The organism is Leisingera sp. ANG-DT, assembly GCF_000813785.1.
Classification (GTDB): Bacteria; Pseudomonadota; Alphaproteobacteria; order Rhodobacterales; family Rhodobacteraceae; genus Leisingera.
Map to the genome: position 1 here is coordinate 80,219 of NZ_JWLE01000008.1, position 25,079 is coordinate 105,297.

22 protein-coding genes are annotated in these 25,079 nt (G+C 64.2%); 17 read left to right on the forward strand and 5 right to left on the reverse strand.

Annotated features, from left to right (window positions below):
• Window positions 1-2: 2 nt before the first annotated feature.
• Window positions 3-1,502: an aldehyde dehydrogenase gene (locus RA21_RS09935; RefSeq protein WP_039148329.1), complete on the forward strand. Its 1,500-nt coding sequence runs from the start codon at window positions 3-5 to the stop codon at window positions 1,500-1,502.
• Window positions 1,499-2,839: an NAD(P)/FAD-dependent oxidoreductase gene (locus RA21_RS09940; protein WP_039148332.1), complete on the forward strand. Its 1,341-nt coding sequence runs from the start codon at window positions 1,499-1,501 to the stop codon at window positions 2,837-2,839. Before RA21_RS09935 ends, RA21_RS09940 begins: the two co-directional genes overlap by 4 nt.
• 70 nt (window positions 2,840-2,909) lie before the next feature.
• Here RA21_RS09940 and RA21_RS09945 read toward each other — a convergent pair whose 3' ends face one another.
• The 3 genes from RA21_RS09945 to RA21_RS09955 all read right to left on the reverse strand — a co-directional run bounded on the left by RA21_RS09945 (window position 2,910) and on the right by RA21_RS09955 (window position 5,998).
• Window positions 2,910-3,644 carry an SDR family NAD(P)-dependent oxidoreductase gene (locus RA21_RS09945; RefSeq protein ID WP_039148335.1) on the reverse strand — a complete coding sequence of 245 codons (735 nt, stop codon included), beginning with the start codon at window positions 3,642-3,644 and terminating at the stop codon, window positions 2,910-2,912.
• Window positions 3,641-4,375 (reverse strand): SDR family NAD(P)-dependent oxidoreductase, encoded by a 735-nt coding sequence (locus RA21_RS09950; RefSeq protein WP_039148338.1) that lies wholly within the window; start codon window positions 4,373-4,375, stop codon window positions 3,641-3,643. The genes RA21_RS09945 and RA21_RS09950 overlap by 4 nt, the downstream gene beginning before the upstream one ends.
• A 66-nt stretch (window positions 4,376-4,441) precedes the next feature.
• On the reverse strand, window positions 4,442-5,998 hold the full coding sequence (locus RA21_RS09955; RefSeq protein ID WP_019294361.1) for a trimethylamine methyltransferase family protein: 1,557 nt from the start codon (window positions 5,996-5,998) through the stop codon (window positions 4,442-4,444).
• Between the two features lie 470 nt (window positions 5,999-6,468).
• On the opposite strand from RA21_RS09955, the gene repA reads away from it, so the two are divergent.
• The 8 genes from repA to hutU all read left to right on the forward strand — a co-directional run bounded on the left by repA (window position 6,469) and on the right by hutU (window position 16,912).
• The gene (gene repA, locus RA21_RS09960; protein ID WP_029204611.1) at window positions 6,469-7,644 is read left to right on the forward strand and encodes a plasmid partitioning protein RepA; all 1,176 of its coding nucleotides are present in this window, start codon (window positions 6,469-6,471) and stop codon (window positions 7,642-7,644) included.
• A complete protein-coding gene (gene repB / locus RA21_RS09965; RefSeq protein WP_039148482.1) occupies window positions 7,644-8,618 on the forward strand; it encodes a plasmid partitioning protein RepB in 975 nt (324 codons plus the stop codon). Before repA ends, repB begins: the two co-directional genes overlap by 1 nt.
• A gap of 181 nt (window positions 8,619-8,799) precedes the next feature.
• On the forward strand, window positions 8,800-9,942 hold the full coding sequence (gene repC / locus RA21_RS09970; RefSeq protein WP_039148341.1) for a plasmid replication protein RepC: 1,143 nt from the start codon (window positions 8,800-8,802) through the stop codon (window positions 9,940-9,942).
• A 349-nt stretch (window positions 9,943-10,291) separates the two neighbouring features.
• A complete protein-coding gene (locus RA21_RS09975; protein ID WP_039148485.1) occupies window positions 10,292-11,617 on the forward strand; it encodes an MFS transporter in 1,326 nt (441 codons plus the stop codon).
• Window positions 11,618-11,722: 105 nt separating this feature from the next.
• Window positions 11,723-12,931, forward strand: a complete 1,209-nt coding sequence (gene hutI / locus RA21_RS09980; protein WP_039148344.1) for an imidazolonepropionase — start codon at window positions 11,723-11,725, stop codon at window positions 12,929-12,931.
• On the forward strand, window positions 12,928-14,451 hold the full coding sequence (hutH, locus tag RA21_RS09985; protein WP_039148346.1) for a histidine ammonia-lyase: 1,524 nt from the start codon (window positions 12,928-12,930) through the stop codon (window positions 14,449-14,451). The genes hutI and hutH overlap by 4 nt, the downstream gene beginning before the upstream one ends.
• Complete coding sequence (gene hutG / locus RA21_RS09990; protein WP_039148349.1) at window positions 14,448-15,233, forward strand: N-formylglutamate deformylase; 786 nt, start codon at window positions 14,448-14,450, stop codon at window positions 15,231-15,233. Before hutH ends, hutG begins: the two co-directional genes overlap by 4 nt.
• Window positions 15,230-16,912: a urocanate hydratase gene (hutU, locus tag RA21_RS09995; protein WP_039148352.1), complete on the forward strand. Its 1,683-nt coding sequence runs from the start codon at window positions 15,230-15,232 to the stop codon at window positions 16,910-16,912. The genes hutG and hutU overlap by 4 nt, the downstream gene beginning before the upstream one ends.
• 89 nt (window positions 16,913-17,001) lie before the next feature.
• On the opposite strand, the gene RA21_RS10000 is transcribed toward hutU, so the two are convergent.
• The gene (locus tag RA21_RS10000) at window positions 17,002-17,676 is read right to left on the reverse strand and encodes a GntR family transcriptional regulator (protein WP_039148354.1); all 675 of its coding nucleotides are present in this window, start codon (window positions 17,674-17,676) and stop codon (window positions 17,002-17,004) included.
• Between the two features lie 107 nt (window positions 17,677-17,783).
• Here RA21_RS10000 and RA21_RS10005 point away from each other — a divergent pair, with 107 nt between their 5' ends.
• The 7 genes from RA21_RS10005 (at window position 17,784) to RA21_RS10035 (ending at window position 23,832) form a co-directional block, all read left to right on the forward strand.
• Window positions 17,784-18,386, forward strand: a complete 603-nt coding sequence (locus RA21_RS10005) for an amino acid synthesis family protein (protein ID WP_019294371.1) — start codon at window positions 17,784-17,786, stop codon at window positions 18,384-18,386.
• A complete protein-coding gene (locus tag RA21_RS10010; protein ID WP_039148356.1) occupies window positions 18,358-19,161 on the forward strand; it encodes an alpha/beta fold hydrolase in 804 nt (267 codons plus the stop codon). The genes RA21_RS10005 and RA21_RS10010 overlap by 29 nt, the downstream gene beginning before the upstream one ends.
• Window positions 19,158-20,084 carry a flavin reductase gene (locus tag RA21_RS10015; protein WP_039148360.1) on the forward strand — a complete coding sequence of 309 codons (927 nt, stop codon included), beginning with the start codon at window positions 19,158-19,160 and terminating at the stop codon, window positions 20,082-20,084. The genes RA21_RS10010 and RA21_RS10015 overlap by 4 nt, the downstream gene beginning before the upstream one ends.
• Complete coding sequence (locus RA21_RS10020) at window positions 20,081-21,118, forward strand: LLM class flavin-dependent oxidoreductase (RefSeq protein WP_039148364.1); 1,038 nt, start codon at window positions 20,081-20,083, stop codon at window positions 21,116-21,118. Before RA21_RS10015 ends, RA21_RS10020 begins: the two co-directional genes overlap by 4 nt.
• 12 nt (window positions 21,119-21,130) lie before the next feature.
• Window positions 21,131-22,594 (forward strand): aldehyde dehydrogenase, encoded by a 1,464-nt coding sequence (locus RA21_RS10025; protein WP_039148366.1) that lies wholly within the window; start codon window positions 21,131-21,133, stop codon window positions 22,592-22,594.
• Between the two features lie 179 nt (window positions 22,595-22,773).
• Window positions 22,774-22,980, forward strand: a complete 207-nt coding sequence (locus RA21_RS10030; protein ID WP_039148369.1) for a dodecin — start codon at window positions 22,774-22,776, stop codon at window positions 22,978-22,980.
• A gap of 81 nt (window positions 22,981-23,061) precedes the next feature.
• Window positions 23,062-23,832 carry a complex I NDUFA9 subunit family protein gene (locus tag RA21_RS10035; protein WP_241483497.1) on the forward strand — a complete coding sequence of 257 codons (771 nt, stop codon included), beginning with the start codon at window positions 23,062-23,064 and terminating at the stop codon, window positions 23,830-23,832.
• Window positions 23,833-23,988: 156 nt separating this feature from the next.
• On the opposite strand, the gene RA21_RS10040 is transcribed toward RA21_RS10035, so the two are convergent.
• The gene (locus RA21_RS10040; RefSeq protein ID WP_039148372.1) at window positions 23,989-24,963 is read right to left on the reverse strand and encodes a GlxA family transcriptional regulator; all 975 of its coding nucleotides are present in this window, start codon (window positions 24,961-24,963) and stop codon (window positions 23,989-23,991) included.
• Window positions 24,964-25,079 lie beyond the last annotated feature (116 nt).

The window sequence follows — 25,079 nt, forward strand, 5'->3', positions numbered from 1 at the left end:
GAATGACTTTGCTTACTCAAGACGAATACAAATCCATCGCCGCCAATCTGGACCTGCCCACGGCTGCGTTCATTGATGGCAAGTACTGCCCCGCGGCCTCTGGCAAAACCTTTGAAACCGTGAACCCGGCCACCGGCGAGAAGCTGGCGGATATCGCCGCCTGCGGGGCCGCGGATGTGGATGTTGCGGTTGAAAAGGCGCGCGAAGCCTTCGACGATGGCCGCTGGTCCCGTCTGCACCCGTCAGAGCGCAAGGACGTGATGATCCGGCTGTGCAAACTGATGACCCGCAACGCCCATGAACTGGCGGTGATGGAAAGCCTGGATTCCGGCAAGACCATCTATGACTGCGAAACCGTCGATGTGCCGGAGACCATCCACTGCATCAAATGGCACGCGGAAGCGATCGACAAGATCTATGACCAGGTGTCGCCCGCCTCCGACGATCACATCGCGATGGTGGTGCGTGAACCCATCGGCGTGGTTGGCCTGGTATTGCCGTGGAATTTCCCGCTCCTGATGCTGGCGTGGAAGATCGGCCCGGCGCTGGCCGCAGGCTGCTCTGTGGTGGTGAAACCCGCCGCGGAAACCACATTGACCGCGCTGCGTGTCGCGGAACTGGCGATGGAAGCGGGCCTGCCGCGAGGCGTGCTGAACATCGTGCCCGGCGGCGGTGCTGATGTGGGAGAACCCATCGGCCGCCACATGGATATCGACATGGTTTCCTTCACCGGTTCCACTGTGACCGGCAAGCGCTTCCTCTCCTACTCAGCCGAGAGCAACGCCAAGGAAGTGGTGCTGGAGATGGGCGGCAAGAACCCCGCCATCGTGATGGACGACGCCGAGAACCTGGACCGGGTGGCATCGCACATCGTCAACGGTGCCTTCTGGAACATGGGCGAAAACTGCTCCGCCTCCTCCCGCCTGATCGTGCACAAGGACGTGAAGGCTGAACTACTGGAACGCATCGCACATCACGCCAAGGCCTGGAACGTCGGCGACCCGCTGGACCCGGAAACCCGCATGGGCGCACTGGTGTCCCAGGCGCATTTCGACAAGGTCTGCAGCTACTTGGAACAGGCAGAAAACGTGGTGCTGGGCGGCAAGGCGCAGGGCGGCGCCTTTGTCGAGGCGACCGTGGTCGAGGTGCCGGGCAACGACGCGGTTCTGGCGCGCGAGGAGATCTTCGGCCCCGTCCTGTCGGTGATCGAGGTCAGCGGCTTTGACGAGGCGATCCGCATCGCCAATGACACCCAGTATGGCCTTTGCGCCTCGATCTTCACCGCCAACGCCAAACGCGCGATCCGTGGCGCCCGCGCCATCCGGGCAGGCACGGTGACCGTGAACAGCTTTGGCGAGGGCGATATCTCCACACCCTTCGGCGGCTACAAACAGTCCGGCTTTGGCGGCCGCGACAACTCCGTCCATGCCCACGACCAGTACACCCAGCTGAAAACCATCTGGATCGACCTGGCCGACGACGCAGACGAGGCCGTGGATTGACCGCCTACACTGCCAAACGCCTGCCCCGGCAGACCGGTGCGGCGGGATGGAATGCCATCCTGCCGCAGCAAGCCCCCCTGCCGGTGCTGGAAAATGATCTGACCGCCGATGTCACCATCATCGGCGGTGGATTTGCGGGCCTGTCCGCCGCCCGCCGCCTGCACCAGCTGGATCCGGCGCTGAAGGTGGTCTTGCTGGAGGCCGGCCGCTTTGCCGAAGGCTCCGCCGGGCGCAATTCCGGTTTCATGATCGACCTGCCGCATGACCTGGCCTCCGACAATTACGCTGGATCGGGGCTGGAGGCCGACAAGGCCGCGATTGCCTTCAACCGTAAGGCCATCGGGTTCGCCAAGGGCGTGGCGCAGGACTGCGCCCTGCCGCAGGAGATGTTCGACCCCGCAGGCAAGATCAACGCCGCCGCGACTAAGGCCGGCGACCAGCACAACCGCGATTTCGCCGCCCATCTGCAGCGGCTGGGCGAGCCGCATCAGCTGCTGAGCCAGCAGGACATGCAGGAGCGCACCGGCAGCCCGCACTACACCTCCGGCCTCTATGCGCCCGGTACGGTGATGATCCAGCCCGCCGCCTATATCCGCGCCCTGTCGGCGCGTCTGGCCGGGCAGATCAGCGTCTTTGAAAACACCCCCGCCACCGGGTTTGAAAAACAGGCGGATGGCTGGCTCGTCAGCACCCCCAAGGGCCGCATCAGCACCGGCAAAATTATCCTCGCCAACAACGGCCACCTGGAAAGCTTCGGCTTCTACCAGCGCCGCTTGATGCACATCTGCCTTTACGCCTCGATGACCGAACGCCTGACTCCGGAGCAGGTCAAGCGGCTTGGCGGCACACCGCGCTGGTCAGTCACGCCTGCAGACCCGATGGGCACCTCCGTGCGGCGGATCTCAGGCTCCTATGGCGACCGGATCCTGGTCAGAACCTGCTCCAGCTTCCACCCCACCATCGAGACCAGCGAAATGCGCCTGCGCAACGCCGGCTGGGTGCAGGACCGCAAGTTCAAGGAACGCTTCCCGCATCTGGAAGGGGTCAAGATGGAACACCGCTGGGCCGGGATGCTCTGCCTCAGCCGCAACGGTTCTGCCGCATTCGGAGAGCTGGACCAGGGGATCTATTCCGCCTGCTGCCAGAACGGCCTCGGCATCGCCCGCGGCACGTTGCAAGGGATGGGCATTGCCGAGATGCTGCTGCAGGGCGGCTCACAGATTGCCAGCCATTTCCTGGCCCAGCCGATACCGCCCAAACTGCCGCCTGAGCCCTTTGCCTCGCTGGGCGCCAATACCTACCTGATGTGGAAGGAATGGCGGTCCGGCAAGGAGTAGAGGACGGAGGGGGCGCTGCCCCCGGCCTGCGGCCTCCCCCGGGGTATTTCGGACCAGAAGGAAGCGGCTGTCAGGGCAGGCTCAGCTTGGCCATCCGGCCGCCGTCCACGGTATAGACCTGGCCGGTTATGAAGCCCGCGTCCTCTGACGCGAGGAAGGCCGCCAGCGCCGCCACTTCTTCCGGCTTGCCGGTGCGGGCCACCGGGTGGATGCCGGCAATATCGCGGCGGAAGGCCTGTGGATCAGGCATCCCCTCGATGAAATCCATGTTCAGTTCAGTGTCGATCCAGCCCGGCGCCACCGCGTTGCAGCGGATGCCCTCGTGCCCATGATCCACCGCCACCGCGCGGGTGAGCCCGTGCAGCCCCGCCTTGGAGGCGCAGTAGGCGGCGTGGCCGGGATTGCTGCCCAGCCCCTCGATCGAGCCGGTGTTGACGATGCTGCCGCGGGATTTGCGCAAATGCGGCAGCGCCGCCTGGATCATCAGGAACGGCGCGGTCAGGTTCACCGTCAGATTGCGCTGCCAGCCGGCGAGGGTCATCTCCTCGACGCGTGCCTCCTGCATCATGCCGGCATTGTTGACCAGCACATCCAGCCCCCCTGCCCTGTTGACCGCCTCGGCCACCACCTGCGCCGGGCTGTCCGGGTCGGTGAAATCCGCCGGGATTGCCTCAAACTCCGCATCCGGCCCGCGCTGCGCGGTGAACACCCGCGCGCCTTCGTCCCGCAGCCGCCGGGCAATTGCCAAACCGATGCCACTGCGGCCGCCGGTGACCAGCGCTACCTTGCCCTGAAACCGCATCATGACACCGGTTTCCCGCCGTTCACCTCCACCAGCGCCCCGCACATGTAGCGCGCCGCATCCGAGGCGAGGAACATCACCACATCGGCAATGTCCTCCGGCTCGGCAATCCGGCCCAGCGGCACCGTCTTGCCCAGCTCCGCAACGGCGTTGTCCGGATCAAAGCCGCGCTTGGCAAAACCGGTCCGCAGCATCGGCGTGTTCACCTCATTCGGGCAGACCGCGTTGATGCGGATGCCCTGGTGGGCGTGATCCATCCCCATGCATTGCGTCAGCGAGGCAATCGCCGCCTTGGTCATGCAGTAGAGCGCGTGGTTCGGTCCCGGGTTTTTGCCACCCCAGCAGGAGGAGGTATTGACGATGGCACCGCCGCCAGTTTGCGCCATGATCGGGATCGCTGCGCGGCAGATGCGGAACGGCGCCTCCACGTTCACACCCATCGACAGGTCCCAATCGGCGTCCGAGGTCTCGGTCACCGGGCCGCGGGTGATAACGCCGGCGTTGTTGATGACGATGTCCAGCCCGCCAAGCGCCTCTGCCGCTGCTTGCGGCAGCGTGTTGGCATATGCTGCGTCCAGCAGATTGCCGGGCAGATGCACCTCGGCCTCAATGCCGCTGATATCGCGGTCGGCAACCGCCACGGTGGCGCCGGCGGCACGCAGGCGCTGAACGATGGAGGCGCCTATACCGCCCGCCGCGCCGGTGACCAGCGCACATTTTCCATGAAATTCCATTACGTTCCCTTTCCTGTCAGAAAAAAAGCCCGCCCTATCGAAGGGCGGGCCAGTCGGGGAGGAAGCCTAGTAGCTTTGGTTCAGCTCATCCGCCGCGGGGATCTCCCGCTCGCGCCGGGCGATGTAATCCAGCAGTTCTTCGTTCTTTGCCTCGTCCAGCTTCGGCTCCTGATACTCCGCCAGCAGCTTCTTGGCGCGAGTCAGGGCACGTTCGGTAATCTCGACGCTGCCCTCCGCCTGCCATTGCTCGATCGAGTTATTGTCGAACAGTTCCGGCATGAAGAACGCCTCCTGGAAGTTCTCCTGCGTATGCGGATGGCCCAGATAGTGGCCGCCGGGGCCGACATCCGGAACCGCGGCAATCGCCTGGTCGAAATCGTCCCATTTCGGGCCTTCCGCCATCCGGTAGGCCATCGCGCATTGCTCCGCATCGACGATGAATTTTGCAACCGAGCAGTGCATCCCGGCTTCGTTCCAGCCTGCTGAATGCCAGATATAGTTGGCGCCCGCGTGCATCACTGCCGACAGTGTGGTGGCGGATTCATATCCCGCTTGCGCGTCAAACGTCTTGGCACCGCCCAGGGTGTTGGAGGTCCGCCACGGCACATCGTAGTAGCGCGCCATCTGGCCGATCATGAAATTCATCAGGCTGATTTCCGGGGTGCCCGCCATCGGCGCGCCGGATTTCATGCTGACGGTCGAGAGATAATGGCCGTAGATCGCCGGGGTGCCCGGGTTGCAGACCTGGGTATAAGCCAGCGCCGACAGCGCCTCTGCGTTCAGCTGCGCCACCGAGGCCGCGACAGAGGCCGGGGTGTTGGCGCCGCCCAGAACAAAGGGTGAGCACAGCACCGGCTGACGGCGGGCGCCAAAGGCGCGCATGGCGCCCAGCATGGTCTCATCCCAGACCAGCGGCGAGTTGCCGTTGCAGTTGCCGGTGGTTACGGGATTGTTCATGATGAACTCTTCTCCGAACAGGATGGCGCACATATCCATCACGTCCTCGGCGTTCTTGGGGCTGGTGGTCATGCCCATGAACGTCTTGTCGGAGTATTTCATCGAAGAATAGGTGATGCGCAGATGGCGCTGGCTGATCGGATGGTCATATGGCTCCACGATGTGGTGCGCCGAGGAGTGCAGGGCCGGCATCATATGCGCCAGCTTATGGAACATCGCCAGGTCGTCCAGCATCGGGTTGCGGCGCACATCCTCCAGGTCGCGCAGGAACGGCGCGCCGGTCATCGGCACAAAGATCGAATGCTTGCCGCCCAGGCGCACGTTCTTTTTCGGATCCCGCGCGTGATAAGTGAAATCGCTGGGAATGGTCTTGATCAATTCCCGCACCAGGCCGCGGTCGAGGTAAACCAGTTCTCCCACGACCTTGGCCCCTGCCCTCTTCCAGTCCTCCAGCGCGATGGGGTCGCGGAACTGGACGCCCACATTCTCCAGAATGTCCATCGAGGCGTTGTCGATCTTTTCGACCTGGCCGCCGTCCATCACCTCGCACAGCGGGATGTTGCGGGTCAGCCCCGGCAGCATGTCGAACTTGGGCGCGGTGCGCAGGGCGCGGCGGGCGTTGCGGCCGCCGGAGCGGGCGCGGGTGGCAGTGGCTTGCTCAGTCATCGCAGGGGTCTCCTTTGACGGTGAGTTTCTCCAAATGAATCGGGTTTCACCTGCAGGATTGCGAAATCCGGTTGCAGAAACCGACACTCTGTCCGGCGGAACCGGCCTGGGGTCAGATCCGGTTTCTTCCGCTCAAGGCTCAGAATGTGCATTTAGAGCCTATACCGGCTGTTTTTCAGGGAATCTCTCTGACTTGGCGACTCGCCGGCCGCGCCGGTCTTGCGCATCATGCATACCGCAGCGAAAAATTATCCACAGGCCGTGAAAGCTCATTTGACCTTTGGCAATTTTCATAATTTCAATGAGTTACGGGAAATTCACCCGAAATGCACCGTGTATGGCGGAGAACCAAAACGCCCGGCTGCAACCTCTAACTGAAGGAATCTATTGCACAACTGCGTTCGCATTGCGTATAGAAACGATAAATAAAGCGCTGACGCAAAACAGCGTTACTATCGAGAGGGCAGCAGGTGGCAGTAGCACTCCACATCAATCAGCGTATCCGCGAGAACGCGGAGAACCTCAGTGCGGCCCTCAACAGCCACATGCTGGCAAGTTTTGCGCCGGATGCAAGGAAGGAATTGCGCCTGTTCAGCGCGGGCGAGGCAGCTGAGATGCTGGGCATCTCTCCCAGCTTCCTGCGCAAGCTGCATTTTGACGGCAAATTCCCCGAGGTGCACACCACGCCCGGCGGGCGCCGCCATTATTCCGCCGCCGACCTGATGGAGATGCGCAAGATCCTGGATGCCGCGGCCAAGACGCCGGGCACCTACCTGCGCGGGCGGCGTGAAGGCGACAAGGTGCAGGTGCTGTCGTTCCTGAACTTCAAGGGCGGCTCGGGCAAGACCACATCGTCCATTCACACTGCGCAGCGGCTGGCACTCAAGGGCTACCGGGTGCTGGCGGTGGACATCGACCCGCAGGCGTCGCTGACGACGCTTTTCGGCTACCAGCCGGAGGTCGATTTCCTCGAAACAGGGACGATTTATGACGCAATCCGCTATGAAGACCCCCTGCCCCTGCGCGACATCATCCAGGAAACCTATTTCGCCAATCTGGATCTGGCCCCCGGCGGGCTGATCCTGCAGGAGTTTGAACACGAGACCCCGCAGGCGCTGATCAACAACGTGCAGCCCGCGTTTTTCTCGCGCATGGCCGCGGCGCTGCAGGAGGTCGAGAAGGATTACGACGTGATCATCTTCGACTGCCCGCCGCAGCTGGGGTATCTGACCATGTCAGCGCTCTGCGCCTCCACTGGTGTGATCATCACCGTGGTGCCGAATATGCTCGACATCGCCTCGATGTCGCAGTTCCTGCAGATGTCAGCCGAACTATTGGACGTGGTTTCCAACGCCGGCGCCACGCTGGAGTTCGATTTCCTGCGCTTTCTCATCAACCGGTACGAGCCGAACGACGGCCCCCAGCAACAAGTGGTTGCATTCCTGCGGCAGCTGTTCGGCGAGGAAGTCATGGTTGCCCCAATGCTGAAATCCACCGCGATTTCCGATGCGGGCCTGACCCAGCAAACCGTCTATGAGGTCGAAAGGTCCATGTTTCACAGGTCAACCTACGACCGTGCGGTCGATTCACTGAATCAAGTTAACGATGAAATAGAATCGCTCCTTCAACAAGCATGGAGGCGTTGATGGCACGCAAAGGCATTCTCAGCACGGCACTCAGCAACCCCGCAGCATCCGCTCCGGGGCCGAAACCCAAGATGATGCCCCGCGGCGCGGTCGGGGCGCTGCAATCCTCGCTCAGCAAGCTGCAGGAAAGCGCGGTGCAGGAGATCGACGCCGCGCTGATCGACGACGCGGGCTACGAGGACCGGCTGGGCCTGGACGGCGCCGCGCTTAACCAGCTGAAGGAGAGCCTGCGGACCTATGGACAGCAGGTGCCGGTGCTGCTGCGTCCGCACCCCAAGGCGCCGGGGCGGTTCGAGATCGTCTATGGCCGCCGCCGCCTGATGGCACTGCGCGAACTTGGCATGGCCGTAAAGGCGATGGTGCGCCAACTGGACGACCACGCGCTGGTGATGGCGCAGGGGCAGGAAAACACCTCGCGCCTGGACCTCAGTTTCATCGAGAAGGCATCTTTTGCGGCGCAGCTGCAGAACGACGGCTATGACCGGCCGACAATTGCCGCGGCGCTGTCGATCGACCTGCCAATGGTGTCGCGGATGCTGAAGGTCGGCACCGCGTTTGAGCTGCCGTTCCTGCGGGCCATCGGCTCTGCCCCCGGCATCGGCCGCGACCGCTGGATGCAGATGGTCAAGCTGTTTGACGATCCCGCGGCTCGGGCCAGGGCCATTACCCGGACAAACCGGCCCGATTTCACCACTTTTGACTCCGACGGGCGGTTCGAGGCGGTTCTGACCCATGCCCAGGGCGTGAGCCAGGAGGTGAAAGCCCCCCCTGCCCCGCCGAAATCCCGCGCCCTGCCGGGCAGCAACGGCGCTGAGGTCGCAGGCATCAAGACAACCGCCAAGGGCATCACCCTGACGATCTCCGGCAAGCACGCGCCCGGCTTTGACGCCTGGTTCGACGAAAACGCCGAAGAGATCATGGCAGAGCTTCACGGCCGCTGGCAGCAAGACCAGCCCGAGCAGCCGGAAGACTGAGCAAGAGCAGAGAAAACAGGACAGGAGGCACGTAGCAGGCAAAAGAAAAGCCCCCCAGGACATTACATCCCAGAAGGCCGTTCTCAGATTTAGCACCTTTGGAATAGCCTCTCAGACTCGTCAGTGTCAACTCTGTGCGCCGCACAGGGGCGGGTATTTTTTGTCTTTCGTGAAAATAATCATGGAACAGGCGTCCCAAATCGCATTTGGGCGGCAGGATCCGTGCGGCCAGCTGGCGGGTACTCACGACAAGTGGGACCTTCTGGCTGCGCTGACGCACGCCGCCGCGGAATTTGAACTGAGCCACCGCACCCTTGGCGTCCTGAAGGCGCTGCTGACGTTCTTCCCGGAGCGCGCCTTGCCTGCGGCGCCCGACAGCGCCATCGTGTTCCCGTCGAACCGCAAGCTGATGGAGCGGCTCAACGGGATGCCCGAAAGCACCCTGCGCCGCCACCTGGCTGCCCTCACCCGGATTGGCATTGTCAGCCGGAAGAACAGCCCCAACCGTAAGCGGTATGCGCGCCGCAGCGGCGAAGACATGGCCCTTGCCTTTGGCTTCGATCTCTCCCCCCTCGCCCGCCATGCCAGCCAGATCTTTGATGCCGCGCTAGACGCCAAGGCCCGTGCCGAGCGCCTGGCCCTGCTGCGCGACCGGGTTGCCGTGCTGCGGCAAGAACTGCTGGAGCTGGCGGAGGGCGGTGCTGACGTGCTGCTGGAAGCCGCCCGCAAACTGCTGCGCCGCAAACCTTGCGCCACCGAATTGACCGCAATGGCCAACGCCCTGCAGGATGAAATTGCCAGCCGGACACCCGAAGAGCCTGCCCAGGAAACCAAACTTCCTGCACGCCAAATGAGCGGCCCTGACAGCCAAAATGAGCGGCACATACAGGATTCAGTAAAAAAAGATTCTGACTCTGAACAGACGGCCACGGAAGTGCCCTGCCCTCAGCCACAGCATTCTGTAGCAACTGGTGGACCGGCAAAGAAAGACACTGATCTGGCAGCGGTTCTGCGTGCCTGCCCGGAGGTTCAGGGATATTACCCCGGCGGCCTACGAAACTGGCAGGATGCCGACCGGATTGCCGAGAGCCTGTCACCCATGATGGGCATTGATATGCCAGTCCTAAGCGATGCACGCGCCGCAATGGGCCGCAAGGACGCGGCAACCGTAGTGATCTGCATGCTGGAGAAAATAAACACAATCCGCAGCCCCGGCGCCTACCTCAGACGCTTGGCGCAAAAGGCTCGGGCGGGCCAGTTCTCCACTGCCCCCATGCTGAACGCACTGCTGCAGGCGGGGAACCGGGCGGAGATTGCCAGCTGACAATTTTCACAAGCTGCCGGTCTTCAGTGACTGGTTTGACGCGGTGAACACTGGATTTCGGCTTCTCCAGTACAGGAGCTAGAAGTGAATTGTCAGCTGACAACTTTTGGGAATACCGCGAAGCCCGCCCTGCGCGTGAAGCCGGTTTCCACCGGGGAAAGGATGTGGACCGGCGCAGAGTTTGAGGTTGAAAATCACCCGCGGCGCCTCCCGGCACCGGATACTTTTGACTGATATTGTCAGCTGACAATTTTTTTGCTTGGGGCTCCGGCCGCAGTGGACCATTGCTTTCCGCGCCGGGCCGCGGCCACAGTGGCAGAAACATTCTCAGCCAGAAGGCAAGGCCTGCATGCTCTCTATCCTGAAGAACCGGACCTACCGGCACCTGTTCCTCGCCCAGATCGTGGCGCTCAGCGGCACCGGACTTGCGACCGTGGCGCTTGGCCTTCTGGCCTATGATCTGGCCGGGGAGCGCGCCGGTGTGGTGCTGGGCACAGCATTGACGATCAAGATGGTGGCCTATGTCACTGTTGCCCCGGTTGCCGCCGCCTGGGCTGAACAGGTGGACCGGCGCCGGATGCTGATCGCGCTCGACATGGTGCGGATGGCGGTTGCGGTTTGCCTGCCGTTTGTCACGGAAGTCTGGCAGGTCTATCTGCTTATCTTTGCGCTGCAGTCCGCATCGGCCGGGTTCACGCCCGCCTTCCAGGCCTCGATCCCCGATGTGCTGACTGAGGAGAAGGATTATACCCAGGCGCTGTCGCTGTCGCGGATGGCCTATGAGCTGGAAAGCCTCATCAGCCCGATGCTGGCGGCGGCGCTGCTGGTTCTGGTCAGTTCCTCGACGCTGTTCTGGGGCACCGCGGCTGGGTTTGCGGCCTCGGCCTTTCTGCTCGTGTCAATCATTCTGCCGTCGCCAGCGCCCAAGGCGCCGCGGCCCATCTGGCAGCGCACCACCCGCGGCATTCGCAACTATCTGCGCACACCGCGTCTGCGCGGGCTGCTGGCAATGAACTGGGTGGTCTCGGCAATGGCCGCGATGGTGCTGGTCAATACAGTGGTGCTGGTGCGCGCCGGGCTGGGGCAGGGGGAAAGCGCAGTGGCGCTGGCCTTGGCCTGTTTCGGCGGCGGCTCGATGCTGTCGGCAATGCTGCTGCCGCGGCTGCTGGAGCGTGTGCCGGACCGCAGCGTGATGCTGGCGGGCGGCGTGCTGGGGACTGCCGCATTGGGGCTGCTGGCGCTGGCAGCACTGGCACTGCCGCTGAACTTTGCACGGCTGGCAATTGCCTGGTTCGTGATCGGCCTTGGCTATTCCGCCGTGATGACGCCTTCAGGGCGGCTGCTGGCACGTTCTGCCCATGCAGCGGACCGGCCTGCGATCTTTGCCGCACAGTTCACCCTGTCGCATGCCTGCTGGCTGGTCTTCTATCCGCTGTCGGCCTGGCTGATGGCGGCCTGGGGGGCAGGGGCCGCAATGCTGGTGCTGGCGCTGCTGGCCGCCGCCGGGCTGTTTGCCGCGCAGCGCCTTTGGCCTGCGGACAGCGCAGCACCGGTTGCGCATGAGCACCCGGACCTGCCGCCTGACCATCCGCATCTGCAGGGCGGCCACCCGCATGCGCATCCGATCATCATCGACGATCTGCACCCGCGGATACCGCAGAAAGAGGGTCTCTAGCATCGCCGGGCCAAGTCGCAGCCAATTCATTTTATGACTAGACATAATCGCCTAAATGAGTAGCTTATTGCCAAACCGGCAACCAAGCGACTCGGGGGGATTTGCGTGACTGGCAACTATGTTCTGACAGGCGCCAAGCTGGCCACGATGGCCGGCTCAGATGCGCTTTACGGGCTGATTGACGACGGGGCCGTTGCGGTTTCGGACGGGAAAATCGTCTGGGCCGGGCTGCGGCAGGAATTGTCAGCTGACAATTTTCCCTGGAAGCATGTGGATCTGGACGGGCGGCTGGTGACACCGGGCCTGATCGACTGCCACACCCATATCGTCTTTGGCGGCAACCGCGCGATGGAGTTTGAAATGCGCCTGAATGGCGCTTCCTATGAGGAAGTCGCGAGGGCAGGGGGCGGCATCGTCTCCACCGTGTCTGCCACCCGTGAGGCCGCGCTTGAAGATCTGGTGCAGGGCGCGCTGCCGCGCCTGGATGCGCTGATCGCGGAAGGCGCCACGGTGGTGGAGGTGAAATCCGGATACGGGCTGGACCTGAAGACCGAACTGAACATGCTGCGCGCTGCCCGCCGCCTCGGTGAACTGCGTCCGGTGACGGTAAAAACCACCTTCCTCGGCGCCCATGCCACGCCCGGCGAATACAAAGGCCGGGACGACGACTACATCGATCAGGTCTGCATCCCCGCGTTGCGCGCCGCCCAAGCGGAGGGGCTGGTGGATGCGGTCGACGGCTTCTGCGAGAACATCGCCTTTGCCCCGGCGCAGATCGAACGGGTGTTCAAGGTGGCGCGGGAGCTGGGTCTGCCGGTGAAACTGCACGCCGAGCAGCTGAGCCATCAGGGCGGCACCGCATTGGCGGCGCAGTACGGTGCATTGTCAGTTGATCACGTCGAATACGCCACCGAGGACGACGCCAGGGCGATGGCCGCGGCGGGTTCTGTTGCGGTGATCCTGCCGGGTGCGTTCTACACCATCCGAGAAACCCAAGCGCCGCCGATTGAGCACTTCCGCGCCCACGGCGTGCCGATGGCGCTGGCGACCGATTGCAACCCCGGCTCCTCACCGCTGACCTCCTTGCTGCTGACCATGAACATGGGCTGCACCCTGTTCCGCATGACGCCGGAGGAGGCGCTGGCAGGTGTCACCTGCAACGCAGCGCGCGCGCTGGGGCTGACGGACCGCGGCCAGATTGCCGCCGGCATGCGCGCCGATCTGGCGGTCTGGGACGTGGAGACGCCCGCAGAGCTCGCCTACCGCATCGGCTTCAACCCGCTTTACACCCGTATCTATGAGGGAAAACGATGATCGAGATGATCCCCGGCACCGTGACGCTGTCCACGCTGGAAGATATCTACCGCAACCTGACCCCGGCCAAGCTGGATGCCTCGGCGCGTGAGCCGGTGGAGGCCGCCGCGCAGATGGTGGCGGATGCTGCTGCCGGAGAAGAAGCGGTTTATGGCATCAACACCGGCTTCGGCAAATTGGCCTCGACCAAGATCGCACCGGCTGACACCGCCACCCTGCAGCGCAACCTGATCCTCAGCCATTGCTGCGGGGTAGGGGAGGCGCTGCCGGAGGACAAGACCCGGCTGATGATGACGCTGAAACTGCTGTCGATGGGCCGCGGCGCGTCAGGTGTGCGCTGGCTGGTGATTGAGCAGATCGAACAGATGCTGGCGCGCGGTGTGGTACCGGTGATCCCGTCGCAAGGCTCCGTTGGTGCATCGGGCGACCTGGCGCCGCTGGCGCATATGGCAGCAGCGATGATCGGGGCAGGGGAGGCCACCTTTGAAGGCACCCGCATGTCCAGCGCGGAAGCGCTGAAAAAGGCCGGATTAGAGCCTATTGTTCTGGGTCCAAAGGAAGGCCTGGGGCTGATCAACGGCACCCAGTTCTCGACCGCTTGCGCGCTGGCCGGCTTGTTTGACGCCTGGCGCATGGCTGAGGCCTCGATGGTGATTGCCTCGCTTACCACAGACGCGATCATGGGCTCCACCGCGCCTCTGGTTGCCGACATCCATAGCTTGCGCGGCCATGCCGGGCAGATCGATGTGGCGCGGGAAATGCGCGGCATCATGGATGGCTCCGAGATCCGCGAAAGCCACCGCGAGGGCGACACCCGGGTGCAGGATCCGTATTGCATCCGCTGCCAGCCGCAGGTGGTGGGCGCGGCGCTGGACGTGCTGCGGATGGCCGCCAAGACGCTGGAGATCGAAGCCAACGCCGTCACCGACAACCCGCTGGTGCTGGTGAACGAAGGCCGGATCGTCTCGGGCGGCAACTTCCATGCGGAATATGTGGGCTTTGCCGCCGATCAGATCGCGCTGGCGGTGGCCGAGGTTGGCGCCATCGCGCAGCGCCGGGTGGCGCTGATGGTCGACCCGACCCTGAGCCACGACCTGCCGCCGTTTCTGACCCCCGATCCGGGCCTCAACTCTGGTTTTATGATTGCCGAAGTCACCACCGCCGCGCTGATGAGCGAGAACAAGCATCTGGCCAACCCCTGCGTGACCGACTCGACCCCGACCTCGGCCAACCAGGAGGACCACGTGTCGATGGCCGCCCACGGCGCCCTGCGGCTTGCCAGGATGAACGCCAATCTGTCGGTGATCCTCGGCGTTGAAATGCTCTGTGCCGCGCAAGGGGTGGAGGCGCGTGCGCCGCTGCAAACCTCGGCCCGCCTGCAGGATGTGCTGGCAATGCTGCGCAACGATATCCCCGCGCTGGCTGAGGACCGCTATCTGGCGCCCGACATTGAAGCCGCCAGCGCCATGGTCCGCGCGGGCCGGGTTGCGGATGCCGCTGGCGTGAAGGTGGCGGCATGATCGAAGTGACCCAAGGCACCTCGCCGCTGGTGCTGGGATTGCCCCACACCGGCACCGATGTGCCGCCGGAAATCTGGGACAGCCTGAACGAGACCGGCCGGGCGCTGGCCGATACCGACTGGCACATTCACGACCTCTACACGGGGCTGGTGGAGGACATCACGACCGTCCGCACGCCGATCCACCGCTATGTGATCGACGTGAACCGCGACCCCGCAGGTATCAGTCTCTATCCAGGGCAAAACACCACCACTCTGGTGCCGCTGACGGATTTCGACGGGCTGCCGATCTGGCAGGAGGGCAAGGAGCCGGACGAGGCGGAGATCACCCGCCGCCGCGACGCCTATCATGCGCCCTATCACGCGGCGCTGATGGCGGAGCTGGAGCGGGTGAAGGCGATTCACGGCTTTGCCATCCTCTATGATTGCCACTCGATCCGCGGCGACATTCCGTTCCTGTTCGAAGGCCGCCTGCCGGATTTCAACGTGGGCACCAACATGGGTGAAACCTGCGACGCGTCGATCGAGGCGCTGACCGTGGCCCATTGCGACGCGGCGGAGGGCTATACCGCCATCCTCAACGGCCGTTTCAAGGGCGGCTGGACCACCCGCCATTACGGGCGCCCTGCGGACGGCCTGCACGCGATCCAGATGGAGCTGGCGCAGGCCACCTACTGCCAGGAAAGCCCGCCCTGGACCTATCTGCCGGAGCGCGCGGAACAGCTGCGCGCCCCTCTCACCAAAATCCTGACTGATCTCAAAAACTGGAGGCCCTCGGCATGAGCGATCCCCGCAAGAACACCCGCGACATCTTCCCGCCCACCGGCCCGGAAATCACTGCCAAGCATTGGGTCACCGAGGCGCCGATGCGGATGATGATGAACAACCTGCATCCCGACGTCGCCGAAAACCCGCATGAGCTGGTGGTCTATGGTGGAATCGGCCGCGCGGCGCGCACCTGGAAGGATTTCGACCTGATCGTCGAGACCCTGAAGAACCTGGAAGAAGATCAGACCCTGATGGTGCAGTCCGGCAAGCCGGTGGGCGTGTTCCAGACCCACAAGGACGCGCCGCGGGTGCTGATCGCCAACTCCAACCTGGTGCCGCATTGGGCCAACTGGGACCACTTCAACGAGCTCGATAAAAAGGGCCTGATGATGTACGGTCAGATGACGGCTGGGTCGTGGATCTATATCGGCACGCAGGGCATCGTGCAGGGTACCTACGAGACCTTTGCCGAAGCCGGCCGCCAGCATTACGGCGGCGACCTCAAGGGCAAGTGGATCCTGACCGGCGGCCTGGGCGGCATGGGCGGCGCGCAGCCGCTGGCCGCTGTATTCGCCGGTGCCTGCTGCCTGGCGGTGGAGTGCAACCCCGACAGCATCGACTTCCGCCTGCGTACAAAATACCTGGACGAGAAGGCCGAGACCCTGGACGAGGCGCTGGAGATGATCGAGCGCTGGACCGCCGCAGGCGAGGCGAAATCCGTGGGCCTCTTGGGCAACGCGGCAGAGATCTTCCCGGAGCTGGTGAAGCGCGCCGAAGCAGGCGGCATCCGCCCCGATATCGTGACCGACCAGACCTCCGCCCACGACCCGGTCAACGGCTACCTGCCGCTGGGCTGGACCATGGGCGAATGGAAAGAGCGCCGGGAAACGGACAAGAAAGCGGTGGAAAAGGCCGCCCGCGCCTCGATGAAGGTACAGGTCAAGGCGATGTGCGATTTCCACGCGATGGGCGTGCCCACGGTGGATTACGGCAACAACATCCGCCAGATGGCGCTGGAGGAGGGGCTGGAGAACGCTTTTGACTTCCCCGGCTTTGTGCCCGCCTATATCCGCCCGCTGTTCTGCAAGGGCATCGGCCCGTTCCGCTGGTGCGCGCTGTCGGGCGACCCGGAGGATATCCGCAAGACCGACGCCAAGATGAAGGAGCTGTTCCCGGAGAATGAAGGCCTGCACCGCTGGCTGGACATGGCGCAGGAACGCATCGCCTTCCAGGGCCTGCCCGCGCGGATCTGCTGGATCGGCCTGGGTGATCGCCACAAGGCCGGCCTCGCGTTCAACGAGATGGTCCGCAATGGCGAATTGTCAGCGCCGGTGGTGATTGGCCGCGACCATCTGGACTCGGGCTCTGTCGCGTCTCCGAACCGTGAGACCGAGGCGATGATGGATGGCTCCGACGCGGTCTCAGACTGGCCGCTGCTGAACGCGCTGCTGAACACCGCCTCTGGCGCCACATGGGTGTCGCTGCACCACGGCGGCGGCGTTGGCATGGGCTTCTCGCAGCATTCCGGCGTGGTGATCTGCTGCGACGGCACCGAGGACGCCGACCGCCGTATCGGGCGGGTGCTGTGGAATGACCCGGCCACTGGCGTCATGCGCCACGCGGATGCGGGGTACGACATCGCCAAGGATTGCGCGCGCGAGCACGGGCTGAACCTGCCCGGCATTCTGGGCTGACGTCCGAGCGAGAGAAAGGCAGAAATCCGGCGCGGATTTCTGCCATGAAAAATCGATTTTTCATGGCCGTTTCCCTCGCAGGGAAACGGCTATTTTTCGTTCAGCAGCCGTTCGGCGGTGTTTTTGGCGTCGCTCAGGTGCCGTTCGATGGCGGCTTGCGCAGCCTTTGCATCCCCCGACACAATCGCCTCGCAAATGTCCTGCATATGGGCGGGGCCGGGTTTCTGGCGCTCCGCGGTCGACAGCGTCACCGCCCGCAGCCGGCTGATGCGGCCGTTCAGACGCTGGGCGATTTCCCAGGCGACGTTGTGGCCTGCGCCGTCAAAGATGATCCGGTAGAACTCTGTCGTGGCGCGCAGCATCGGGGTGGGCACGCCTGCGGCCACGGCCTCTTGCAGGTTCTGCAGCGCCGCCCGCAACTGCTCTGCCAACTGCGGCGTGATGTTCTGTGCGCAGGCGGTGGCGGCGGCTGTCTCCAGCATCTGGCGGATGTCGTAGATCTGCTGCGCGTCGGCCCATGTGAGCTGCGCCACAATCGGGCCCTTGCCGGGCAGGATCTCCACCAGTCCCTCTGCCTCCAGATAGCGGATGGTTTCCCGCACCACGGTGCGGCTGACGCCAAGCTGGTCGCACAGGGGCCGCTCCACCAGCCGTTCGCCGGGGGCAAACTGGCCGGAGATGATCGCCTCGCGCATCCGCTCCTGCACGATGTCGCGCAGGGTCTGCGGCTGGTGGTCGATTTTGCTCATGATGGGGCTGGTCATAGTTCTTCCGATAACAACGGGGGCAGGGCGGAACAAGTCTGCATTGACATACTGTATGATGGTATACCATATTACGGCAACTGGAATCAGACAAGAAAGACCCGCCCATGCCTGCCGAAATCCGCAAGACGCTGCTGCATGTCGAAGAAACCCTGATCGAGGGCGGCAAGGCAGCGGAAACCCCGCTCAAGATGATTGCCGCGGTGGCGGTGATCAAAAACCCCTGGGCAGGGCAGGGATTTGTCGAGGACCTGCGCCCGGCGATCCATGACTGCGCGCCCGGTCTGGGCGAGAAGCTGACCGCGATGATCCTGGAAGCGGCCGGCGGCGGCGACAAGGTGGAGGGCTACGGCAAATCCGCCATCGTCGGTGTGAATGGCGAGGTCGAGCATGCCTCTGCCCTGATCCACACGCTGCGGTTCGGCAATCACTTCCGCGAGGCGGTGGGGGCGAAATCCTATCTGGCCTTCACCAACACCCGCGGGCCGGCCAATGCCTCGCTGCAGATCCCGCTGATGGACAAGAACGACGGCGGGCGCCGCAGCCATTACCTGACAATCCAGCTGTCGGTTGCGGACGCGCCGGGCCCGGATGAGATCGTGATCGCGCTGGGTGCTTCGATAGGCGGCCGTCCGCATCACCGCATCGGCGACCGCTATCAGGACCTGAAGGAACTGGGCCATGACGTCGACAATCCTGCCGCTGTCTGAGCCTTACGGGGCCGTCTCCTGCCATAGGGCAGGGGAGGGGTCTCCGCTGGTGCTGATCCACGGGGTCGGCATGCAATCGGCGGCCTGGGGGCCGCAGATTGAGGCTTTTGCGCAGACCCATGAGGTCATCGCGCTGGACATGCCCGGCCATGGCGGCAGCGCGCCGCTGCCGGAGGGCACCGAACTGCCGGATTATGTGGCCTGGCTGCACGCGGTTTTGCAGGCGCTGGATCTGGGGCCGGTTTCCTTGGCTGGCCACTCCATGGGCGCGCTGATTGCCGGCGGCTATGCTGTCAGCCATCCGGAGAACGCGGCCCGCGTGGCGCTGCTGAACGGGGTGTTCCGCCGTTCCTCAGACGCACGGGCTGCGGTTGAGGCGCGCGCGGCTGAAATCCGCGCGGGCAGCTTTGATCTGGAGACACCGCTGGCGCGCTGGTTCGGGCAGAATGAGACCGACCAGGCGGCACGGGCGCAGGTCGGGGAATGGCTGTCGGCTGTGAACCTGGCGGGCTACGCAGCCGCCTATACCGCCTTTGCCCGCGGTGACAGCACCTATGCGGACGGCTTTGCGGGCATCCCTTGCCCGCTGCTGGCGCTGACCGGCGATGGCGATCCGAACTCGACACCCGCGATGGCGCAAGCCATGGCGGATGCCGCGCCGCAGGGCAGGGCGGTTGTCATCGAAGGCCACCGGCATATGGTCAACTTGACTGCACCCGCAGCGGTCAATGCCGCCTTGCAGGGCTGGCTGGATACGGAAGGAGCACCGTCATGAGCGAGATCGACCCGCGCGCCTTGCGCAATGCATTCGGCACTTTCATGACCGGCGTTACCGTGGTGACAACCCATGATCCGGACGGAAACCCGATCGGCTTTACCGCCAACTCCTTTACCTCCGTGTCGCTGGACCCGCCGCTGGTGCTGGTGTGCATCGCCAATTCCTCCAGCAACTACGCCGCGTTCGAGCAGGCGGGCGGGTTTGCCGTCAATGTGCTGGCGGAGGACCAGAAGGACGTCTCGAACACCTTCGCACGGCCTGTCGAGGACCGTTTTGCCGCCGTCAGCTGGCAAAGGGGACCGCAAGGCAGCCCGGTGTTCGAGGGTGTCTCCGCCTGGTTCGACTGCACCATGCACAACCGGGTTGAGGCGGGCGACCACCTGATCCTGATCGGACGGGTCGAGGCGTTTGAGACCTCGCCTGCGCCGGGGCTGGGATACGCCCGCGGCGCCTATGTGACAGCGGCGGCGGAGGCCGAAGCCCTGACTCAAGGAGCCAAGCTGATCGTCTCGGCATTGATCGAGCATGAGGGCAAAGTGCTGCTCATGGGCAACGATCAAGGCAAGCTGACGCTGCCGGAAATCCGGGTCGGCAAGGAGGGTGCCTCAGCCGCCCTGGCCAAGCTGATCGCGGACACCGGCGTCGAGGCGGAGCCGGGGTTCATCTATTCCGTTTACGAAGACAAAGCGCGCGAACATCAGCACATCTCGTTTCTGTGCCAATCGGCCGGCGGCACACCGGCCAAGGGGGTTTTCACACCGCTGACCCAATCCACGCTGATGGACATTGCCGACGCGGCGATGTGCACCATGCTGGAGCGGTTCGCGAGTGAATCCCGGATGGGCAATTTCGGGGTGTATTATGGCAATCAGACCACCGGGCAGGTCCGCCCCGTGGCGACAGGGAGCAAGGGCGCATGAAATTTTCCCTCTTTGCGCATATGGAGCGGATTTCCGCGGCAGATGATCAGAAGCGGCTTTATGACGAGTTCATCCAGCTGTGCAAAATCGCCGATGACGGCGGTATGCACGCGGTTTGGACCGGCGAGCATCACGGGATGAACTTCACCATCTCGCCGAACCCGTTTCTGAACCTCATCGACGTGGCGCGGCACACCAAGAACGTGCGGCTGGGCACCGGCACGGTGATTGCGCCGTTCTGGCATCCGATCCGGCTGGCCGGCGAGGCGGCGATGACCGACATCATCACGGATGGCCGTATGGATCTGGGCATCGCCCGCGGGGCCTATTCGTTTGAATACGAACGCATGATGCCCGGCATGGACGCCTGGGAGGCGGGCCAGCGGATGCGGGAGCTGATCCCGGCAGTGCAGGGGTTGTGGCAGGGCGACTATGCGCAGGAGGGGGAGTTCCATTCCTTCCCGAAAACCACCTCCTCGCCCAAGCCGCTGCAGCAGGACGGCCCGCCGATCTGGGTGGCGGCGCGCGATCCGAACAGCCATGAATTCGCGGTGAAGAATGGTTGCAATGTGCAGGTGACGCCGCTGTGGAAGGGTGATGAGGAAATCACCGACCTGATGGGCAAGTTCAACGATGCCTGTGCGAAACACAGCGACGTGCCGCGGCCCAAGATCATGCTGCTGCAGCACACCTATGTCGCGGACAGCGCCGAGGATGTGAAACGCGGGGCGGAGGAGCTGAACCGTTTCTACTGCTACTTCGGGGCCTGGTTCATGAACAAGCGGGACGTCAGCCAGGGCCTGATCGACCCTCTGAGTGACGAGGAGATTGCCGAGCATCCCTTCTACTCGCCCGAGGCGATGGAGCGCGATCTGGTGATTGGCGAACCGGCGGCGGTGATCGAGCGGCTGAAAAAGTATGAGGCGCTGGGATATGATGAATACTCGTTCTGGATCGACAGCAGCATGAGTTTCGAGCGCAAGAAAGCCTCGCTTGAGCGGTTCATCACCGAAGTCATGCCCGCGTTTCAGTAAGGGAACCTGAGAATGCAGACCTTCCAGCAGTACATCGGCGGTGCGTTCGAGGACGCGAGCGAGACCTTCGAGAGCCTCGATCCGGCTACCGGCAAAGCCTGGGCGCAGATGCCGGCCGCTTCGGCGGCGGATGTGGACAGGGCGGTGCGGGCTGCGGAGGCTGCGTTCTTCTCCCCTGAATGGGGTGGGATGACGGCCACCCAGCGCGGCAAACTGCTGATGCGGCTGGCTGATCTGGTGGCGGAAAATGCGCCGCGACTGGCGGAGCTGGAGACTCGTGATACCGGCAAGATCATCCGCGAGACCTCGGCCCAGATTGCCTATGTGGCGGAATACTACCGCTACTATGCCGGCCTCGCCGACAAGATCGAAGGCGCGCATCTGCCGATCGACAAGCCCGACATGGAGGTCTGGCTGCGGCGCGAGCCGGTGGGCGTGGTGGCGGCCATCGTGCCGTGGAATTCGCAGCTGTTCCTGTCTGCTGTCAAAATCGGCCCGGCGCTGGCGGCGGGCTGCACGGTGGTTCTGAAGGCGTCGGAAGAAGGCCCGGCGCCGATGCTGGAATTTGCCCGTATCTTTGATCAGGCGGGCTTCCCGCCCGGCGTGCTGAACGTGATCACCGGCGGGCCGGAGGCGGGTGCTGCGCTGACCAGCCACGCATCGGTCGCCCATGTGGCCTTCACCGGCGGGCCGGAGACCGCGCGCCATATCGTGCGCAATTCGGCGGAAAACCTCGCCTCCACCTCGCTGGAACTGGGCGGCAAGTCGCCCTTCATCGTGTTTGACGATGCGGATCTGGACAGCGCAGTGAATGCGCAGGTTTCCGGCATCTTCGCTGCCACCGGGCAAAGCTGCGTCGCGGGATCCCGGCTGGTGATCCAGAAGGGCATCAAGGACGCCTTCTTTGCGCGGCTGAAGGAGAAAGCCGAAGCGGTGGTGATCGGCGCGCCGGATGACATGGCAACCGAGGTCGGGCCGCTCTGCACCCTGAAACAGCGAGATCACGCACTGCGGCTGATCGAAGCCTCAGTTGCTGCCGGTGCCAAGCTGGTCACCGGCGGCACCGTGCCGGAAGGGCAGGGGTTCTATTTCCCGCCCACGGTGCTGGATTGTTCCGCCGCGCCGGAGGCACCCTGCCTGTCGAACGAATTCTTCGGCCCGGTGCTGTCGGTGGTGGAGTTCGAGACCGAGGCTGAGGCGATGGAGATTGCCAACAACACCGCATTCGGCCTCGCCTCGGGTGTGTTCACCCAGAACCTCACCCGGGCGCACCGGATGATCCGGGGCATCCGGGCGGGCATCGTCTGGGTCAACACCTACCGCGCGGTCAGCCCGATTGCGCCATTTGGCGGCCACGGTCTGTCGGGTCACGGGCGCGAGGGCGGGCTGCAGGCCGCTTTGGACTACACCAAGGTGAAGGCCGTCTGGCTTCGCACCAGCGATGATCCAATCCCCGATCCCTTTGTGATGCGCTGATCTGAGGCGCTCAGGAACGAGGGGGCTGCCTGCCCCCTCGCGCCCCCCCGGGGATATTTTCAGCCAGGAGAAGAGGGGATCCGCGCCGTGCGGCAGCGGAATCTCTGGACGCGGGCGCTGATCGGGGCACACTTAACCAATACTGCAGCCGCTTTGGATGCAGGTTGAGGAGGTGTGTGATGAGTGACGCAATTTACAAGACGGTGGATGTGATTGGCAGTTCGCAGTCCAGCATCGAGGACGCGATCAGCGGCGCGATTGCCCGCGCGTCCAAGACCATTGACCATATCAACTGGTTCGAGGTCGGGGAGATCCGCGGCCATGTCGAGGACGGCAAGGTGGCCCATTACCAGGTGGGGCTGAAGATCGGCTTCCGGCTGGACTGATCCGGCAGAGACGGGCGCAAGTGGCGCAGCGGCGCGGATGCGCTATCTGTTGGCGCAGACCCGGATGGGGAGCGCGAACAGATGCAGATCAGCCCCCGCAGCGTGATTGTGCTGGGCGGCACGGGGTTTCTCGGCCGCCGGGTGGTTCGGCGTCTTCAGCAGCAGGGATGCCGCGTCAGCGCAGGCACCCGCACCCCTGGCGCACCAGCGCCGGAGGAATGGGAGACCGGGGTGCAGCAGGTGCAGGTCGATCTTGCGCAGCAGGGTGTCATGGCGCGCGCCCTCAGCGGCGCCGGCTGGGTGGTCAACTGCATCGGATTTTACACGGAGACACGGCAGCAGAGTTTTCAGGACGTGCACCTGGCAGGCGCCCGCAGGGTTGCCCGGCTGGTGCAGGAGACACCTGGCCAGCGGCTGATCCACGTCTCCGGGATCGGTGCCAGCCTGCATTCGCCCTCAGCCTATGTGCGGGCCAGGGCAGAAGGCGAGGTGGCCGTGCGAAATGCCTGCCCCGATGCGGTGATCCTGCGGCCCAGCGTGATGTTCTGCCAGGGCGGCGTGTTCTTTGGCGATCTGCAGAAGATCGCAGCCCGCCTGCCGGTGATCCCGCTGTTCGGGGCCGGACGCACCCGGCTGCAGCCGGTTTGGGTGGAGGATGTGGCCAAAGCGGTGGCCTGTGTGCTGGAAGGGCCGCGCGCGCAGCGGAAAGTCTATGAGCTGGGCGGGCCGGATGTGTTTGCTTACCGCGACATCCTGCGGCGGCTGGCGGCCCGCAGTGGCCGCCGCCGCCTGCTGCTGCCGGTGCCCTTTGCGCTGTGGCGGCTTGCGGCGGCGCTGCTGGCGCCGCTGTAAAAACCGCCGGTCACCCCGGCGCAGATTGCGCTGATGCGGCGCGACAATACCGTGGGCGCAGGTGTTGCAGGGTTCACCGATCTGGGGATCAAGCCGCATTCCGCCGTGGCGATGGGGCTGGTGTAGATCGAAGGGGTCCTGCCCCCGTCCGCCCTGTCAGCCGCTGGTGTTCCTGACCCAGGGCTTCTCCTGCACTCGTGCCTCGCGGATGGTCCGCCCGTAATGCCCGCTGAACGACCGCCCCAGCGAAGAGGCAGAAGAAAACCCGCAGCGCATCGCAATCTGCTCCAGGCTGAGGTGGGTTTCCTCCGACAGGTAGCGGGCGTGCTGGAGCCGCAGCATCTTGTAGTATTTTCCCGGCGTCATGCCGAGTTCGCGCTGGAACGCCCGCGCCAGGGTGCGTTCGGACAGCGACACCCGCTTGGCCAGGGCCGCCGTGCTCAGCGGGGTTTCGATGGTCTCAGCCATCAGGTTCGCGGCCTTCAGGATCTTGGGCGAGCCGCGCTGCTCCAGCCTCGCCGCGCCGCGGTTCAGTTCTGACTGGCGCGACGGGTCATAAACAAACATCGTTGAGGCGCCGAAGGCGGCGGCGGAACCGTAAAGATCCTGAATGAGGCTCAGCATCATGTCGAGCGCGGTGCTGGCGCCGCCGCAGGTCAGGAACGGGCCAGAGCGCACAAACCGCGCGGTGGAGACCTCGGCCTTCGGGAAGGCCTCGGCAAAGGCGTCCAGCTCCTGCCAGTGGATCGTCGCGCTATGCCCGTCCAGCACCCCGGCTGCAGCCAGCAGCCAGGCGGCGGTATCGAGCGCCAGTACGAGCCGGGCAGCCCGCGTGGCTGCCCGGAGCTTGGCCAGCAGGGCAGGCGTCACCTGTTCGCGCACATGGTAGCCTGCAACCAGCACCAGGGTGCGGTTGCCCTGGCGTTCGTCAAATGCGCCGTCCGGCGTGATCTGCAGCCCGCTGGAGCTGCGCACCGGCGCCCCGTCCAGCGTGCTGACACGCCATCCGGCAACATCCTGGCCCGCATTCATCCGCACATCGCGCAGCGGTTCCATGGCGCTGGCCAGCACCATGTTGGAAAACCCCTCGAACAGCAGGAATTCGAATATTGGCGGCGGATTTGTCTGCATCTGTATAGTATTTGACCGAAATTGTGTAAGCGCTGCGTCAACTCCTGCGCTAATCACGCAGGAAGTCAAGCATCTTGACGATCCGCCGAAGACCACCTGACGCCTGCTCTCTAACC

Coding starts and splice junctions, on each gene's coding strand:
- RA21_RS10035 (WP_241483497.1), top strand. CDS start 23,062: ATGCAGATCAGCCCCCGCAGCGTGATTGTGCTGGGCGGCACGGGGTTT.
- hutH (WP_039148346.1), top strand. CDS start 12,928: ATGATCGAGATGATCCCCGGCACCGTGACGCTGTCCACGCTGGAAGAT.
- repB (WP_039148482.1), top strand. CDS start 7,644: ATGGCACGCAAAGGCATTCTCAGCACGGCACTCAGCAACCCCGCAGCA.
- RA21_RS10020 (WP_039148364.1), top strand. CDS start 20,081: ATGAAATTTTCCCTCTTTGCGCATATGGAGCGGATTTCCGCGGCAGAT.
- RA21_RS10010 (WP_039148356.1), top strand. CDS start 18,358: ATGACGTCGACAATCCTGCCGCTGTCTGAGCCTTACGGGGCCGTCTCC.
- repC (WP_039148341.1), top strand. CDS start 8,800: ATGGAACAGGCGTCCCAAATCGCATTTGGGCGGCAGGATCCGTGCGGC.
- RA21_RS09950 (WP_039148338.1), bottom strand. CDS start 4,375: ATGGAATTTCATGGAAAATGTGCGCTGGTCACCGGCGCGGCGGGCGGT.
- RA21_RS09955 (WP_019294361.1), bottom strand. CDS start 5,998: ATGACTGAGCAAGCCACTGCCACCCGCGCCCGCTCCGGCGGCCGCAAC.
- RA21_RS10005 (WP_019294371.1), top strand. CDS start 17,784: ATGCCTGCCGAAATCCGCAAGACGCTGCTGCATGTCGAAGAAACCCTG.
- RA21_RS10025 (WP_039148366.1), top strand. CDS start 21,131: ATGCAGACCTTCCAGCAGTACATCGGCGGTGCGTTCGAGGACGCGAGC.
- RA21_RS10030 (WP_039148369.1), top strand. CDS start 22,774: ATGAGTGACGCAATTTACAAGACGGTGGATGTGATTGGCAGTTCGCAG.
- RA21_RS09945 (WP_039148335.1), bottom strand. CDS start 3,644: ATGATGCGGTTTCAGGGCAAGGTAGCGCTGGTCACCGGCGGCCGCAGT.
- hutG (WP_039148349.1), top strand. CDS start 14,448: ATGATCGAAGTGACCCAAGGCACCTCGCCGCTGGTGCTGGGATTGCCC.
- RA21_RS09935 (WP_039148329.1), top strand. CDS start 3: ATGACTTTGCTTACTCAAGACGAATACAAATCCATCGCCGCCAATCTG.
- RA21_RS10040 (WP_039148372.1), bottom strand. CDS start 24,963: ATGCAGACAAATCCGCCGCCAATATTCGAATTCCTGCTGTTCGAGGGG.
- RA21_RS10015 (WP_039148360.1), top strand. CDS start 19,158: ATGAGCGAGATCGACCCGCGCGCCTTGCGCAATGCATTCGGCACTTTC.
- RA21_RS09975 (WP_039148485.1), top strand. CDS start 10,292: ATGCTCTCTATCCTGAAGAACCGGACCTACCGGCACCTGTTCCTCGCC.
- RA21_RS10000 (WP_039148354.1), bottom strand. CDS start 17,676: ATGACCAGCCCCATCATGAGCAAAATCGACCACCAGCCGCAGACCCTG.
- hutU (WP_039148352.1), top strand. CDS start 15,230: ATGAGCGATCCCCGCAAGAACACCCGCGACATCTTCCCGCCCACCGGC.